Source organism: Sporolactobacillus sp. THM19-2, assembly GCF_004153195.1.
Classification (GTDB): Bacteria; Bacillota; Bacilli; order Bacillales; family Sporolactobacillaceae; genus Sporolactobacillus.
Genome location: NZ_SEMC01000001.1, coordinates 124,205 through 140,011, shown reverse-complemented (window position 1 = coordinate 140,011; position 15,807 = coordinate 124,205). Strand labels below are relative to the sequence as shown.

The 15,807-nt window shown below is 47.4% G+C and carries 17 protein-coding genes; 5 read left to right on the top strand and 12 right to left on the bottom strand.

Annotation, left to right across the window (positions count from 1 at the left end):
• Positions 1 to 30: 30 nt before the first annotated feature.
• The 3 genes from EWH91_RS00605 to EWH91_RS14375 all read right to left on the bottom strand — a co-directional run bounded on the left by EWH91_RS00605 (position 31) and on the right by EWH91_RS14375 (position 2,029).
• The gene (locus EWH91_RS00605; RefSeq protein WP_129928046.1) at positions 31 to 591 is read right to left on the bottom strand and encodes a glycerol-3-phosphate responsive antiterminator; all 561 of its coding nucleotides are present in this window, start codon (positions 589 to 591) and stop codon (positions 31 to 33) included.
• 658 nt (positions 592 to 1,249) lie between these two features.
• Positions 1,250 to 1,819, bottom strand: coding sequence for a GDSL-type esterase/lipase family protein (locus tag EWH91_RS00600; RefSeq protein WP_129928045.1), 570 nt, complete (start codon positions 1,817 to 1,819; stop codon positions 1,250 to 1,252).
• Between the two features lie 66 nt (positions 1,820 to 1,885).
• Positions 1,886 to 2,029 carry a hypothetical protein gene (locus EWH91_RS14375; protein WP_165364200.1) on the bottom strand — a complete coding sequence of 48 codons (144 nt, stop codon included), beginning with the start codon at positions 2,027 to 2,029 and terminating at the stop codon, positions 1,886 to 1,888.
• Between the two features lie 307 nt (positions 2,030 to 2,336).
• Here EWH91_RS14375 and EWH91_RS00595 point away from each other — a divergent pair, with 307 nt between their 5' ends.
• Together EWH91_RS00595 and EWH91_RS00590 are read left to right on the top strand one after the other, a co-directional pair.
• Positions 2,337 to 3,344, top strand: coding sequence for an aldo/keto reductase (locus tag EWH91_RS00595; RefSeq protein ID WP_129928044.1), 1,008 nt, complete (start codon positions 2,337 to 2,339; stop codon positions 3,342 to 3,344).
• Between the two features lie 123 nt (positions 3,345 to 3,467).
• Entirely contained in the window at positions 3,468 to 4,373 is a 906-nt protein-coding gene (locus EWH91_RS00590) for a YitT family protein (protein WP_129928043.1), read from the top strand.
• On the opposite strand, the gene EWH91_RS00585 is transcribed toward EWH91_RS00590, so the two are convergent.
• From EWH91_RS00585 to liaF, 6 genes are all read right to left on the bottom strand, one after another.
• The gene (locus EWH91_RS00585; protein ID WP_129928042.1) at positions 4,370 to 5,614 is read right to left on the bottom strand and encodes a multidrug efflux MFS transporter; all 1,245 of its coding nucleotides are present in this window, start codon (positions 5,612 to 5,614) and stop codon (positions 4,370 to 4,372) included. The two genes, EWH91_RS00590 and EWH91_RS00585, sit on opposite strands and share 4 nt — an antisense overlap.
• A gap of 168 nt (positions 5,615 to 5,782) precedes the next feature.
• Positions 5,783 to 6,487: a TerC family protein gene (locus tag EWH91_RS00580; RefSeq protein ID WP_129928041.1), complete on the bottom strand. Its 705-nt coding sequence runs from the start codon at positions 6,485 to 6,487 to the stop codon at positions 5,783 to 5,785.
• A 172-nt stretch (positions 6,488 to 6,659) separates the two neighbouring features.
• Complete coding sequence (locus tag EWH91_RS00575; RefSeq protein ID WP_129928040.1) at positions 6,660 to 7,364, bottom strand: TerC family protein; 705 nt, start codon at positions 7,362 to 7,364, stop codon at positions 6,660 to 6,662.
• Between the two features lie 275 nt (positions 7,365 to 7,639).
• Complete coding sequence (locus EWH91_RS00570) at positions 7,640 to 8,290, bottom strand: response regulator (RefSeq protein ID WP_129928039.1); 651 nt, start codon at positions 8,288 to 8,290, stop codon at positions 7,640 to 7,642.
• Positions 8,287 to 9,321 (bottom strand): sensor histidine kinase, encoded by a 1,035-nt coding sequence (locus EWH91_RS00565; protein ID WP_129928038.1) that lies wholly within the window; start codon positions 9,319 to 9,321, stop codon positions 8,287 to 8,289. Before EWH91_RS00565 ends, EWH91_RS00570 begins: the two co-directional genes overlap by 4 nt.
• A 6-nt stretch (positions 9,322 to 9,327) precedes the next feature.
• Positions 9,328 to 10,119 carry a cell wall-active antibiotics response protein LiaF gene (liaF, locus tag EWH91_RS00560; RefSeq protein WP_165364199.1) on the bottom strand — a complete coding sequence of 264 codons (792 nt, stop codon included), beginning with the start codon at positions 10,117 to 10,119 and terminating at the stop codon, positions 9,328 to 9,330.
• A gap of 234 nt (positions 10,120 to 10,353) precedes the next feature.
• On the opposite strand from liaF, the gene EWH91_RS00555 reads away from it, so the two are divergent.
• The gene (locus tag EWH91_RS00555) at positions 10,354 to 10,788 is read left to right on the top strand and encodes a ferritin-like domain-containing protein (protein WP_129928036.1); all 435 of its coding nucleotides are present in this window, start codon (positions 10,354 to 10,356) and stop codon (positions 10,786 to 10,788) included.
• 61 nt (positions 10,789 to 10,849) lie between these two features.
• Here EWH91_RS00555 and EWH91_RS00550 read toward each other — a convergent pair whose 3' ends face one another.
• From EWH91_RS00550 to EWH91_RS00540, 3 genes are read right to left on the bottom strand one after another with little or no spacing between them, the layout of a single operon-like run.
• A complete protein-coding gene (locus EWH91_RS00550) occupies positions 10,850 to 12,067 on the bottom strand; it encodes an ABC transporter permease (protein ID WP_129928035.1) in 1,218 nt (405 codons plus the stop codon).
• Positions 12,055 to 12,807, bottom strand: coding sequence for an ABC transporter ATP-binding protein (locus EWH91_RS00545; protein ID WP_129928034.1), 753 nt, complete (start codon positions 12,805 to 12,807; stop codon positions 12,055 to 12,057). The genes EWH91_RS00550 and EWH91_RS00545 overlap by 13 nt, the downstream gene beginning before the upstream one ends.
• Before the next feature lie 29 nt (positions 12,808 to 12,836).
• Positions 12,837 to 14,510, bottom strand: coding sequence for a hypothetical protein (locus tag EWH91_RS00540; RefSeq protein ID WP_129928033.1), 1,674 nt, complete (start codon positions 14,508 to 14,510; stop codon positions 12,837 to 12,839).
• Between the two features lie 179 nt (positions 14,511 to 14,689).
• On the opposite strand from EWH91_RS00540, the gene EWH91_RS00535 reads away from it, so the two are divergent.
• Complete coding sequence (locus EWH91_RS00535) at positions 14,690 to 15,127, top strand: HIT family protein (protein WP_129928032.1); 438 nt, start codon at positions 14,690 to 14,692, stop codon at positions 15,125 to 15,127.
• Positions 15,128 to 15,247: 120 nt separating this feature from the next.
• Positions 15,248 to 15,793: a tryptophan transporter gene (locus EWH91_RS00530; RefSeq protein WP_129928031.1), complete on the top strand. Its 546-nt coding sequence runs from the start codon at positions 15,248 to 15,250 to the stop codon at positions 15,791 to 15,793.
• Positions 15,794 to 15,807: the final 14 nt, after the last annotated feature.

Genomic DNA, 15,807 nt, shown 5'->3' with positions numbered 1-15,807 from the left:
TTGTAACTTTTATCATTGCAGACTGTACTATCAGCCATTAAAAAAAGGCCACAAGGACTGATTTGATGTGGATATGGCTGAAGCACCGGAATGAAAGGCCTGTTCAACTTCCTCATGGGTACGAATCAGTCCGCCGGCAATCACAGGCTTCCCAAATTTTTCCCTGATCGCCCGGATCATCCCCGGAACCAGTCCCGGCAGAACTTCGACCATATCCGGGTTAATCTGCTCCATCAGATGATAACCGGTTTCGACGGATCGTGAATCGAGCAGAAAGATACGAAGGACCGTAACATAGCCACGCTTTTTGGCGATTTCAAGCACGCTTGAACGGGTAGAAATAATACCGGCAGGACGGATGTTCTGGCAGATGAATTCCGCTCCGCTGGCATCACTTTTCAGTCCCTGAATCAGATCGGCATGGAGGAAAATATGTTTCTTTTTTCGTTTTCCCATCTGAATAAGTGAACTGATCTGCGAAATATGGCTGTCCAGCACGATGATGGTCTGAGCAGTTGAATGTATGAGTTTTTCAAAATCTTTAACGCGATTCACAGCCGGAAGAATGCTCCGTTCGGCAATAAGATTCATCATGAGTCCTCCCCACTCTATTTATATATGTTCATCATAACGCAAAAAAGCAGCTCAGGCAGCTGCTCTTTGCGTTCATGAGTAAGTGAGGAGAGGAGAATCATGCAATAAAACTGTACCCCGTTCCGGTTGGAAAAATCCGACCCGTTGATGGTGTTGTGGCCTGCAATCCTGCAGGAGATTGAGCGCGTTCTTTCATTGCATATACAGTCCCGCTTCTCGGTCAGCATGCCGCTTTTCAGCCTGCATTCTCCCGAGTGATTTCAGATCATATTCCTGTCCTTTTCAGTAATAGCGGTCAGCTCCGTTCCCGGCTGCCCCCGGTTTCCCGTGAGTGATTTCCCCATGTTCACTCAAATTCCGAAAACGAAGCCGTCCCGCCTCTGGTGAGTAGCATTGCTCCAGCAAACAGCAGAGTCACCAATAAATTTAAATTGTTTTACGGAATGATCCTGAAACACAATCAGGAAAAACGGACTGTCTGCGGCCGCGGACTGTATCTGCAGTTCAGGAATGCCTCATCCTTCCTGCATCCTTATCATATCTGGTATGGACAATCATCGGCAATCGGTAAAATTGCAGATGTAATCGTTTAATTTGATAAAAAAGATGAAAAAATGAATGTCTTTTCACCATTTTCCTGTGAAAAACATCCGTTTCAGCCTTTTTTCTCAAGTTCATTAATTTTCTTCGTGATCAATCCCGAAAGGAAATCATAGCCCCGATCTGAGAAATGCAGTCCGTCAGAGAGAAGCTTGTCCGTATAATCTCCGTAAGCCCGCATCGCATGGTGAAGATCAATCAACGGCACCTTCCTGTCAGATGCAACCCTTCTTACTCCCTCAGCATAAAGGGCAATCCGGCTGTTCGTCCTTTTCCCTGTCTGCCTTTCATCGATGATCGGAGAAGGCGTCAGCAGAATGCATCGTTCCGGTGAAATGGCCTGCACGATGCACTTCAGCTGGTCTGTAAACTGATCAAGGGGAATCCCTTTGTGGTAAGAAGAATCATTGGCACCAAAAAGGATGGTTGCTTTTTCAAAATCATGGCTGAGCACATCCTTATCCATCCTTCTGATCGCCCCGCTGGTGGTGTCACCGGACACGCCGGCATTGATGATTCTTTCCCATCCAAGATCCGCTTTTAGTCTGTCAGTCAGCCGCGGGGTATCCTCGCAACCGTTCCATCCTGCTGTAATACTGTCGCCAAAACAAATCAATGTGTGCATTTATTTATTCCTCCTTCAGGGCTCTTCCGGCCCCAGGCACGCTGTCTGTTTCCATTTTATTTTTTCTTATAATATAATTAAATCATAAGCGTTAATATGACCACGGTCGATACGGGTTTCTTTTGCAATCACGGTTTTCAGCCATTCTGATCCGTGATCTGCCGCCAGAAGGCATTTTCTTGCTACACCTCCCATTCCCAATATTTTCATGTTTCCCGCACCCTTTCATCGTCCATATTACAAGATAACGGAGGATTGTATCCAGGGAGAATTTTCGATTGACATAGCTAATCCCGGTATTGCCTGTGGATGGATGCCGGTCCTGTATCCGTTTTCTGCGCGCTGTGTCCTTATTCCTGCCATTATCCAAAAGGCGCTGCGCTGAATAACAGGCAGAAACTAAGATCAGCAGTCCGGTCAAAGACAACAGGAAGGAGAAAATAATCGAAATTTTTGATTTATGTCCCTGATCTTTCCTATAATTAAAATATCTTATATGAATGAGGCGAATTTTTTTATGGAAACCACGACAATCAAAGGAACAGATCTCCATCCAACTCGGATTGCTCTGGGCACCTGGGCGATCGGCGGATGGATGTGGGGAGGTTCTGACGACAGAGAATCCATCAGAACGATTCACAAAGCTCTGGACAGCGGCATTGCAACGATTGATACAGCACCTGCCTACGGTCAGGGCCATTCCGAAAAAGTTGTCGGACAGGCCATAAAAGAATATGGCCATCGTGAAGACATCGTTCTGGCGACAAAAGTATGTCTGGACTGGCAGGGAACCAATGTCTTTCGTAACGGATCTAAAGAACTGATCCACAGACAGATTGACGACTCCTTAAAACGTCTGGGAACGGATTACATCGATATTTATCAGGTACACTGGCCGGATCCGCTCGTTCCGATTGAAGAGACAGCGGAAGCGATGGGAGAGCTGTACAAGGCTGGAAAAATCCGTGCCGTCGGGGTCAGCAATTTCACCGTTGACCAGATGGAAGCATTCCATAAGGTGGCCCCGCTGCATACCGTGCAGCCGCCCTATAATCTCTTTGAACGGGACATTGAAAAGGATGTCCTTCCCTTCAGCAAAAAGCACGGGATTGTGGCCCTGTGTTATGGCAGCCTGTGCCGGGGGATGCTGAGCGGGAAAATGACAGCTGACCGCAAGTTTAGTGGAGACGACCTTCGCCTGTCTGATCCGAAATTCAGGGCACCGCATTTCGCCCATTATCTGGCGGCAGTTGATGAACTGGCAAAACTTGCGAAGGATCGTTTTGGGAAATCCGTTCGTGCACTCGCCGTGCGCTGGATTCTTGATCAGACGAAGGATGGTATCGCTCTGTGGGGAGCGAGACATCCGGACCAGATTGCCGCGGCAACCGAGGTCGCTGATTTTCATCTGGACGAAGAGACACTTAAAGATATTGATGCTATTCTGGCAAAACATATTAAAGAACCGATCGGTACGGAATTTATGGCTCCGCCGACCCGAAAAGAAGCAGAAGAAAGTAAATAACAGGCTTCATGCTGTCAGAATCCACCGGCAATTTTCAGCGTCATTCCAGCGCTTCATTGCCGGTTTTTCTTAACAAAAATTTATATCTGGAAAAGTTAATAAAATGGAAGGTTGTTATCATTTATGGATCAGGATCAAAATACTGTTGCACCGGCACAAAATATCCCGAAACGACATAAAGGGCTGACTGTCCGCCAGTTTGTTATCAGAATCCTGCTTATATGTATCGGTGTCACCCTTGACGCCATCGCCCTTGACGTCTTTCTTGTCCCGAATCGGATCATCGACGGCGGTGTAGTCGGTATCTCTATCATGCTGGCACATTTGAGCAGATGGCCGCTCGGGCTGTTTCTTGTACTTATAAATATCCCTTTCTTTATCATCGGCTATAAACAAATGGGCAAAACATTTACCATCAGTTCTGTCGTGGGGGTAACCCTGCTTGCTCTGTTAACCACGCTGTTTCATGATATACCACGGTTCACCGACGATCTGCTTCTGGCAGCCGTTTTTGGCGGCATCATCATGGGGATTGGCGTGGGCCTGATTATTCGAAATGGCGGATCTTCCGACGGTACGGAAATTCTTGCTGTGATGTTCAATGAAAAAACGCCGTTTTCCGTCGGTGAGATTGTTCTGTTTGTAAATATCTTCATTCTCGGTTCTGCCGGTTTCGTTTTTGGATGGAATAACGCGATGTATTCATTGATTGCTTATTTCATTGCCTTTAAAATGATTGATATTGTGACTGAAGGTCTCGAATCTTCAAAGGCGGTCTGGATCATCAGCGACCTGCATCAGGAAATCGGGGATGCGCTGAATGACCGGTTAGGCCGCGGTGTAACCTTCCTGAATGGGGAGGGTGCCTACACGGGGAACGATAAAAATGTTATTTTCACTGTAATCAGTCGTCTTGAAGAGGCAAAAGTGAAAAACATTGTAGATTCAATCGATAAATCTGCCTTTCTGGCCATCAGCGATATCCACGACGTCAAAGGGGGACGTTTCAAGAAACGAAGCATCCATTAATCAGAGCTTTTAGACCGGAGCCTTTTTCCCCTGGCTCCGGTTTTCTTATGACGCATTCTTGAAAGAAGGGTCGTTATGATCACCCAGCCGGCGTTCAGAAATAGAAGGGCGCTCGTTGAGAAGAAGACATAGCGGATGCCAAAGCTTCCGGCCATGTGACCACCCAGAAGTGATCCGCCAAGGGTGCCCAGAAATTGGGCAGACTGATTGTAACCGAATAGCCGGCCGGTTATTGCCGCAGGAGCCATCTTCTTTACAATCGTGTTAATCGCAGGCAAGGTACCTGCAGTGGCCAGACCGAGCAGAAAGCGGAGAAAGGTCAATTGCCAGGGATTGGTCACAAATGCCTGAGGAACAAAAATCAGTCCTGTCAGCAGCAGGGAGAAAATCAGAATTCTGCGTGGTCCGATCCGGTCAGAGATCCTGCCCAGAAAGGGAGCCGCAATCACGCTTGCCAGACCGGCGGCAGCCACAACAACGCCCGATATGATCTCCAGATGTTCATGACCGGGTGCAAGAATCGTGACATATACGGTGATAATCGGCTGGATGGACATATTTGCCAGCTGAACCATGAATGTGGTAACGAACAGCGAAAGGAATAAACCGATATGGGGGGTCATCCGGATAACTTCCCGGAAACCAGGCGTTTTTTCCTTTTTCGGCACTGCCTGCTCTCTGATCAGAAACAGTGAAGCAAGGAACGCGCAGCCCAGAAGCAGGCTCGTGTTGACAAACACCAGCCGCATACCCATGAAATCAGAAAGGACACCGCCAATCAGCGGTCCAATCAGGGAACCGCTGATCCCGCCCGTCGACAGGACACCAAGCGACCAGCCTGCATGACTTCTCGGTGTCTGTGTCGCGACCAGAATGATGGATGCCGGAATATATCCGGAAACCAGCCCCATAATCAGTCGCATGACGAGAAGCTGATAGACGTTCTGGGCAAAAGCCATGCTGAAGACCACCAGACACATGCCAAGACTCGCCCGCAGCAGCATCGGCTTGCGTCCATACTTGTCGGCAAGCGAACCCCAGAGCGGTGAGACGATCGCAGAAACGAGAAATGTGGCACCGAAGATGATCCCTGCCCAGCGTTCGATTTCAGATGTACTGCTGACCCCGAGCTGTTTAATATAAAGCGGCAGGAAAGGAATAATCTGACTCATCCCTGCTGCAGTCGCAAAGGCGCCAAACCAGCATACATAAAGATTTTTCTTCCAGAGAGGGAGTGCCACAGAAGTTACCCGCTTTCTAACATATTTCATGCCGGATTTTTACCAGAAAGAAAAAGGCGCCTGCGAAAAAAGGCGCGATTTCTACTCATATAGCCATTCAGTATTTTTTCACCGATGCATGTTATTATACTCCGAATGTCTTTTTTGTAAAGGACTGATCATCGTAAATCAGACGGCATGATGTTGCTGTGCCCTTTTCCGCGCTGCTTTTTTCTGGGTTGCCCGTCCTGCCACAAGAATAACAACAGTGATCACTGCGACAACCGGCCATTCTACCCACTGCGTTGCGCTGCCCAGGGCCTCTTTGACAAAGGGTTCCGAGAAGAGCATACGGCCGGCAGTTACACCAAGTATTGCCGCACCAAGATAGATCAGCCAGTGATAGCGGTCGATCAGTTTCATGATGATCGCACTGCCGCCCATCAGAAGCGGGACGCTGACCAGGAGTCCGATAACAACGAGAAGCGGATGATTACCCGATGCCCCGGCAACCGCAAGCATATTGTCAAGGCTCATCAGGGCATCGGCAAGAATGATCGTTCTGACGGCGCCCCAGATACTGTCTGCCGCTTTTACAGCCTTTGCCTGATTGTGGTCTTCCGGTTTCAGCAATCTGTAAGCGATCCAGACGAGAAGGATACCGCCAATAAAATGAAGCCCGGGAATCATCAGAAGATAAACAACGGTCACCGTGCACAGGATACGGATGATGACCGCACCGATTGTCCCGTAAAGAATGGCCCGTTTTCGCTGATCATCCGGCAGGCGACGTGCGGCCATAGCGATGACGACTGCGTTATCGCCCGCCAGAAACAGATCTATCCCTATAATAGCCAGAAATGATGACCAGAATGCAACAGAAAATATATCCATGAAAAAAAGTGCCTCCTCAATAATAAAATAAAACTGTCATAACAAAATGCCTCTCCAACGTGTTTGCGGAGAGGCTGTTCATTTCGTGTCTCGTAAACCAGCGTTTAGTATAGAATTGGCAGGAAATCCTGTCAATGACAATCATAACATTTTTTTCACATCATCCCGACTGTTAAATCGATTCCGTCTGTTCCGATTGCTCGATTTTCTGAGCTGCACGGGGATGCCTGCTCTTCCATCCGAAATAGATGACTCCGGCGATGATGACAGCGATAATCGGCCACTTAATCCATGAGAAGGCCGAAAGCCCGTCAATGATAAAATGCTCAGAAAAAATCATATTACTCGCAGTAAAAGCAAGAACGCCTGACCCGGCATAGGTGATCCAGGTATAACGATCCACAAGCTTCAGGAAAAGCGTACTGCCGCCCATGACAAGTGGAACACTGATCAGGAGTCCGATAATCACGAGCAAATAATTACCTCCGGCTGCACCGCCAATCGCCAGGACATTGTCCAGTCCCATCAGGGCATCGGCCATGATAATCGTTTTAATCGCCGCACCCAGGCTGGCTTTTGCCTCAATATGCTTGCTCGACTGATGCGCTCTGAGCAAATTATAAGCAATCCAGACAAGAAGAAGCCCACCGACAAGATGCAGCCCGGGGATCATCAGCAGCCAGACAACCGCCAGTGTAGCCACTGCCCGGATTACAACGGCACCCAGTGCCCCGTAAAGAATTGCGCGTTTCCTCTGATGTTCCTGAAGCCGCGCTGCAGCAAGAGCAATGACGATTGCATTATCGCCGGCCAGAATCAGGTCAATAGCAACGATCTGCAGCAGTCCCGTCAGAAACTGGAGAGAAAAAATATCCATTCACTCATCCTCCTGTAACTTTTAATCTTTTTTGGGCAAAATAAAAACAGTCTCTCCGACGTACGTACGACAGAAAGGCTGCGCGCATGAAAAAACCTTTGCCCTTTCGTCCGTCCGAGGCAAAGGTCTGGCCAGCAGCAACATGGCTGCCAGAGAAAGCCGGGGATTATTCCCGTAATGACGGCTTTTCTCTTTCGGCTACTCCCCTTTAAAAGAGGCTATTAAGTTAGTAATTTAATTATACAGTCAGTCTCCGGATCTGTCAATAAGATAAATCACTTTTTCTGATCTGGGAAGAGATGGTGCTGATAGGCATAAACAGCTGCCTGAGTACGATCCGAAACATTCAGCTTTCCCAGAATACTGCTGACATGCGTCTTAACCGTCTTTATGCCGATGAATAAAACCTTTGCGATTTCCGCATTACTCCTGCCATCGGCGATCAGTCTCAGTACCTCCCGCTCTCTTTCTGTCAGCTGATCAGAAAGAGCCGGCTGCCTGTGATATCCGGCCACAATTTTCTGAGCGACCTTGCCATCCAGAACCGTTGTACCGTTATGTGCCTTATGAATCGCTTCAATAATCTCCTCAGCGGAAGACGTTTTCAATAGATAGCTGGTTGCCCCGGCTTTGATTGCCGGGAAGACCTGCTGATCATCATAATAACTGGTCAGTATGATGATTTTACGTGAAGGATGCTTTGCGAGGATCTCTTTCGTCGCATCGATTCCGTTGCCGCGTTCCATAATCAGATCCATTAAAATCACTTCAGGATCAAGCTGCTCACTCAGTTCAACACCCTGGGCACCTCCCGAAGCTTCTCCGACAACTTCGATGTCATCCTCTGTATCCAGACAGGCAATCAGCCCTTTTCGTACCATGTCATGATCATCAACAATCAGAACTTTAATTTTATCCTTTATCATTCTGCCCGCCTCCCGTGAATCGGCACCCGTAAGTGGATGGACGTGCCTTCTCCCTGATGTGTTGTAAGTTGATAGGAACCGCCGATTTCCTCCGCACGCTCACGCATCGTCTTGAGTCCATATGATGCGATCTTTTCCTGATCCGGAGAAAAGCCCCGGCCATTGTCATAGATCGACAGGACAACAGACCCGTCGTCCTCCCTGAGACCCAGTTGCACTTTTGTCGCTTCAGAATGTCTGAGTGCATTAGAAAGCGCCTCCTGGCTCAATCTGAACAGATTATTCTCCACACCTTTCGTCATGCCGCTCACTTTTTCAATGCTGGCTTCAAAATGAATCGGCGTTTTCCCGTCCAGTTCCCGGATCAGACGACTGAGACCGTCGCTGATGGATTCATTATTCAGCCGGACGGGACGCAGATGTAAAAGCAAAGCTCTCATCTCACCCTGAGCTTTTCTGGCTATATCGGAAATGTCGGTGAGATTTTCTGCTGCTTTGTCCGGGTGAGAATGAATCATTTTCACCGCGGCCGATGCCAGCATTGACAGGGCAAAGAGCTGCTGGCTGACCGCATCGTGAAGATCCCGGGCAAGGCGCTGTCGCTCTTCTGTCACGGCTTCACTTCTGATTCGGGCATTCATTTCGGTATTCTCATCTACCAGACGCTGCAGTGATTTAACCTGATGATCCATTTTATCGGCCAGATCGTTGAGCGACTGTTCGATTCTGCTCATCGAACCGCTGCTGCCGGTACGTATACGCGCTGATAATTTGCCTGCAGAGAGCGTTTTAATGTACAGGTCGATAGTCTGGAGCTGATTTCTTAAAAGGCGATAGTTCCGGATGGCGAATCCCGTTTGAACAACGAACTGCAGGACAAAGCATGCACCTGAAGTCAGACTGCTGATCAGTAAAGCATCCGGATCCGGTCGATAAAAGAAGTAAATGCGAAACAGGATGAAAAGCACCACAGCTGAAGCAGCACTTAAAATGGCCTGATATTTAATGGTTTGAATATGATAATGAAACATCTGTCATCACACCTGATCAATGCTTAAATCGATGACCTGAAAATCGAACGTAAAATCGATTTTCCGGACCGCCTGATCATAATGAGCAGTTTGCCAGGAATAATTTCTCAAAACACCGCTCTGCTCTGCATCGTCTATTTTCACATCACCGACTTTGGCTCTGACTTCGACTCTGAATTCCAGATCATCAGGCATGGTTATTTTAATGTCACCCACCCATCCTGAGAGCCTGATCGGGATCGTTTCATCCGGAATGAATGCCTTTGTGAAGTCAAATGTATAACTGCCAATCCTGACCCGCTCATTCATCGGTTTTGCCATCCAGTTCTCCTTTTGGTAAGCGGCATCGTTTACAAATGCCCGCTTTGTGTCCTTTTCACCCTCACCTTTTGTATTCCAGTCAAATATGATATGCTTTTTCCTCTGCTTATCATTGGAATAGCCTTTTTTAAATTTTATGGAATAATCCCGCTGAAAAAGCATCGAAAGTCCAAAATAAATAATCAGGTAAGGCCACAGTTTCCAGAAATCCTGCCATTTAAAGATCAGATAACCATACTGATCGGCCAGCAGTAAACCACCGTAAATGAGAAAGAACAGTCCGAAGAAGATATTCGGCCTTTTTCGATGAATGAGTGGAACGATAAGAAGCAAAATACCAAATAAAATGGCTAAATAGGGCAGGCCATCATCAAAAGTCGACATCATTTCCGGGGAAATAATATTCAAACTGTCCAGCATCCAGTATATACCCAGTACGATGATGATCAATGCGATGAGTATTTTCCCAAAAGACATAAAATCCAGCCCTTCCATGATCGAACTCATTTATTCTGTATAATCTTACTATACCTGCTCCCCCGTCTCATTTCTATAGGCCCGAAACGGTATTTGCCTCCGTCCGGAGACGGATCGTCCATATTGTTACAGTTATGCGACATCCGTCTGTAACACTTGGTGAATTTTTCCTGACTGGTTTATGATAAAGAAGTAACGGGTAAGATTTAAAAGTATAACGAAAGGATGATTCTTATGGATAAAAAACTGCAGACCTTAGTCGATGGCCTGAACAAAGACTTGGCTGGTGAATATTCTGCGGTCATTCAGTACAATTATTATGCCACGACCGTATCGGGCCTGAATTACCAGATACTGAAGCCTTTTTTTGAAGCAGAAATTCCGGACGAACTTGGGCATGCTGCATACCTGTCGGAAAAAATCGCTAATCTCGGCGGTGAGCCGACAACGGTCCCGGCACCGGTTAAAAAAGTCACCGAAGCTAAAGCCATGCTTGAAGAGGCACGTAAAGCAGAAGCGGATACGCTTGAGAATTACAAGCAGCGGCGCAGCCAGGCTCAGGAACTCGGCTTAATTGAACTCGTGGTTAAACTGGAAGACATGATCGCCGATGAACAGAGTCATTTCGAAAAGCTGGCAAAGACGCTGAAAGATCCGCTTTTCGCCTGAGCAGCATGTATAAAAAGGAACGGTCGCGACCGTTCCTTTTTTCTCTCTTCTCTTCAGCGTTTCAATGGTTTCGTTCGCTGCTCACTCTGCGCCTGATGTAAACCGAGGAGAAAATCAGACTGACAGCCAGTCCTGCAGCGAGAAATAATGGGAAGCCTGCCGGGGATCCGGCACCGATCGCTGCAAAGATGCTGAGCAAGAGGCTTTGTACCGACAGGAGAATAAAAACAAACCGAACAAAGCTGTGCTGTCTGAATGCATCCGGAACAGGATACAGGCCGGTAAGTGCCTGAGGAAACGGATGCTTCCAAAGGGGTAAAAGCTGCAATCCTGTCAGATAAACCACAGACCCGACAAGAAACGCAGTATAGTACCCGACAGGCAGCAGGCAGGCCAGACTTCCGATCAGCGTCAGACGTACGTACATCCCCAGATAATCGTCTGATCGGATAAACGTCTTCACAAACAGCTGCTGATAGACAGCGGCTCGATTAAAAGAACGGACAGGAAAGAGACCACTGAGCAGTCTTCTTGCCTTCACCCGATGCCTCAGGCGGGGAACATCAGTAAACAAATTGGCAAATCGGAGAAAATGCATGGCCTGTCTCTCCTCCATCTCAATCACGCTTCCCCAGTTCAGAAGTCCGGAGTCAGCCTGACGGTGATACAGGAAGACTGAAGACAGAATCATAACCAGGAGGCAGAACAAAGCCGCAATCCACGGGAAGCGAAAAAAAGCCATTGAGAGCAGCAGAAAGGTCAGTCCCCAGCGCAGCAGTTTCAGCGGAAACACATAACGGATGAACTGCTCCTGCCAGTGGCAGTCAATATTCCATGCCTTCGCAGCAAATACTGCCGCAGCCGCAACGATCCAGGACCGGATGGTTCCGCCTGAATGCATGTACAGCGGCGCCCCCACGAGAAGGATCAGAAACAGGACCAGACATTGCATGATAAAACTGTATACTCTGCTTTTCCTGAAATAGCCGGAAAGATGTGCCTCCATCGGAAGCAGAAAGACCTGGTCCGCGGGTCTGGTAAACGTCCGCACCGGCGAGCGAATTGAAAGAAGGGTCAGGACCGCACATAGAAGCAGTGCGCCCGGAAATTCCGCAGGAAGCCCGTCCAGCCATTTTTTATAATAAAAGCTGCCAATAATGACCATGGCATAAAGGAAGAACATCAAACCGCTGTTCTTTCCAATCAGATTCCAGTACCTCAGCTGCATCTGAAAGTTATCGGAACAGCGCTTCTCCCACAGTTTGCTCAGCTGAACCATTTTGTCTCGCCCCTTGCCACTGCCAGATAAATATTCTGCAGCGAAGCATTCGGATCACCATAACGGGCACGAATCTCATCCAGAGTCCCCTGAACGACAATTTTCCCTTCATGAAGAATGATGAAACGGTCACAGTACTGTTCTGCTGTCGAGAGAATGTGCGTCGACATCAGGATGGCCGCTCCTTCTTTTTTCATTTCAACCATCAGGTCAAGCAATGATTGAATGCCGAGCGGATCAAGGCCGACAAACGGTTCATCGACAATATACAGATCAGGCCGGACGAGAAAGGCACACATGATCATCACCTTCTGCCGCATCCCCTTGGAAAAATGGATGGGGAACCAGTTCAGCTTCTTTTCCAGATGAAACAGGCGAAGGAGTCTCTTGCTCCGCTTTTCAAAGCTGGTTTTGTCCAGATCATACGCCATCGCCGTCAGCTCGAGATGTTCCTTCAGCGTCATCTGTTCATACAGCTCGGGCATCTCCGGTACATAAGCCATCTTCTGCCTGTAACCCGTCAGATTTTCCCGGATCGTCATCCCTTCGACACGGATTTCCCCGTCAAAGGGATCTAGAAGGCCTAGTATATGCTTAATCGTCGTACTCTTTCCTGCACCATTCAGGCCGACAAGGCCAACCAGTTCCCCGGGCTTCACGTCAAACGAAATATCGTTCAGCACAGGGTGTTGCCGCGAATAGCCTCCGCTCAGATGGTTTACCGTTAAAACTTTTGTCATATTGTCTCTATCCCTGCTTTTTCTTTTATTCAGGATCCGGTAAATTTGATTTTTTTCACAGATAAAATCTTTTCATCGGTATCGACATACTGAATCGACACCTGATCTCCCGCACGCATAAATACAGTATAAGGATTTTGCCGGGAAGAGACGGTAAAGATCTTTTCCTGACCTTTGAGCATAAACTGTGTCACCGTCTGATGCGACTCAGTATCCTGGTATCTGTAAATCTGGGTCACAGGCGCGCTCAGTTCCTTCAATAATGCCTGATCAGTCGGAGCGGCATCATCACTTGCTACGCGCGTCGCAACGGTATATTTATAGTTGTCAAATAACGTCCGTTTATCGGTTTCCGCGCTATAGACATTCTCGTTCTTTGCATGAATCAGCATAATCTCACGAAGCACATCGTTGGTGTCCATTAAAGGGACGACCCACGTCTTCTGCCCATAAATCGTGTACAGATTGGGAATGCCTGCTGCATATTTATTCTGCTTAAATGTCTTCTCCGCAACATTCATTGCTGATTTCCCGTTGATTAAACCATTTGCACCGGAATAGTATATCATTTTTCCGGTCCGTGTATCGAGCATGGAATAGCCGACCATCGCGCCGCTGCCAGATTTTGGTCTTGTAAAATCCGTGAACCAGTTCAGAGCAAGTTTATGATTGAAAACGCCGTTCACCTCATCAGACTGAGACCATTCCGTCGGGCTTTTCACATCTTCCTGAGCAAAATGCCTGTTCCAGAACCCGTGGACATTTTCACCGTACCACCGATTCCATTCCTCCGCTATATTTGAAGGGATTGCCTGATCGATAAAAGCAGGTATGGCGTCCATCTTGTAATCTTTTATCCTTCCTGTTTCCGGATCGATAACAAACACCCCCTGTATGTCGGGAATCTGACGCAGCTTCTGGTAATAACCATAAGCCATCACATAGTAAGGCTTTCCGGATTCGTCCGGTTCAAAACTGGGACGGAACAGAACCTGACTGGTATGAGAACTTCTGACATGTCGCTTCAGGTCCTCATTAAAATAGGCGGTTGGTACATATTTCATCTTGCTCTTTACAAGAGAAGCACTGGCATTTTCATTTTCTGCGTTCATCCGGATATAACCCGGAACCTGATGACTGTTCATCCATTTAAAAAATCCGGTATACTCAATCGGTGTAACCCAGTACAGGTGTCCGTCAATTTTCTGCAGTGAGGTATGGCCAAGCTCATAATAAGAAACATGATCCAGTTCACCCAGCACTTTCTCACTTTTATAACGTGCATATTTTTCCGGGACAACCGGGATATGCTGCTCATCCATGGATATATCGTCTTTTTCCACAACCGTTGTCCGCTCTGCAACATAGTGATACTGCGCCCTGGTAATGGTTAAGGGATAAAGAAAATGAAGATAACAGAAAAAGAGAATCAAAATCACGCCCAGAGCAGGGGATATAGTGCCGAACCGCGTCCTGTAATAGGTAACATCCGCCACCAGGAAAATACCCCAGATCAGCGAACCATAGCTGAGAAACGCCTGCCAGGTCTGATCAACCAGCCCGAAATAAGACAGCACGAAGACGATCAGGAGGCCAAGGGCGAGCCTTCCTGCCTGTGTCAGTATGAAAGCTTTTCGGCGGCGATATTTCAGCCAGACTGCAGGATTTAAAGTTAACGCAAGAAGGCTGAGTAAATAGATCATGAGATTCCTCCAATTATCAAATGCATACTATCCTAATTAAATCAGAAGAAGCGGATACATTCAAGAATATTCCGGAATGACGATCATATATTCCTTCCCCCTTCACGGAACACAAAGATGTGATAAAATAGAGTCAATTCTATTGAAATAAAAAGCCGGTAACAGAAAGGATGAAGATCATGACGGAAGAGTCAGATTGCATATTCTGCAAAATCATACGTGGAGAGATCCCAAGTGCCAGAGTTTACGAAGATGAGGATGTATATGCCTTCCTTGATCTCGGTCAGGTGACAAAAGGGCATACGCTGATCATTCCGAAAGTCCATCAGAAAGATATATTTCATCTGAATCCGGATATAGCCGCCGGACTCTTCCGCCGCGTTCCGATGATTGCAGCAGCCATTAACAAAGCGTTCCATCCGGAAGGTATCAATCTGCTGAATAATAACGGATCGATTGCCGGGCAGAGTGTCTTCCATTATCATTTACATTTGATTCCGCGTTATGGCGATTCCGACACCTTTACCTTCGGCTTTAAGACGCATACAGATGACTACTCAAAGGAGCAGTTCGCTCATATCGCCGAAGAAATCGCGAAAAACATTGAAAAGCCGTAAAAGACCTGTTTAGAAATATTGCATTTTCTGAGCATGACGTGTATATTATTGATTACACCTTGCAGCAGGCCGGTGGGGCACTGCTGGAGGAAAAAACAGCTTAGCTGAGGAGAGATTAGAATGGAGTTAAAAAAACTAATTATTGTTGGATTATTTTTAGCCATAGGAGCCGTTCTGCATGCGATTGTTCCCGGGTTTTTCTTCGGAATGAAACCGGACTTGATGCTGGTCCTGCTCTTTCTTGCCCTGTACTTTTTTGCTGATTATAAATCCTTTCTCGCGATTGGTCTTGCTGCCGGAATACTCGGCGCATTGACGACTTCGATGCCGGCCGGACAGATTCCGTCAGTGATCGATAAATTTACAACAACTGTCGCGGTATTCTTTGCCTATCAGCTTATTGCATCAAAAATGGCAGGCAAAACGAAATATTTCACCTGCTTGGCTATCAGCTTTTTGGGAACGGCATTAAGCGGTGCTATATTCCTTGGCTCGATGATCCTGCTGATGAATGCTCCCCTGTCTTTTCCGACGCTGTATCTGGCGCTCGTACTTCCTACGGCTGCCTTCAATATGGTCTGCGTCGCTATACTCTACCCGATCATTATACGCATCGCCCGGAGAAGCCAGTTGATTCAAAGTAACCCTAAATCGTTAACACATTAACTCATAAAGTGTCG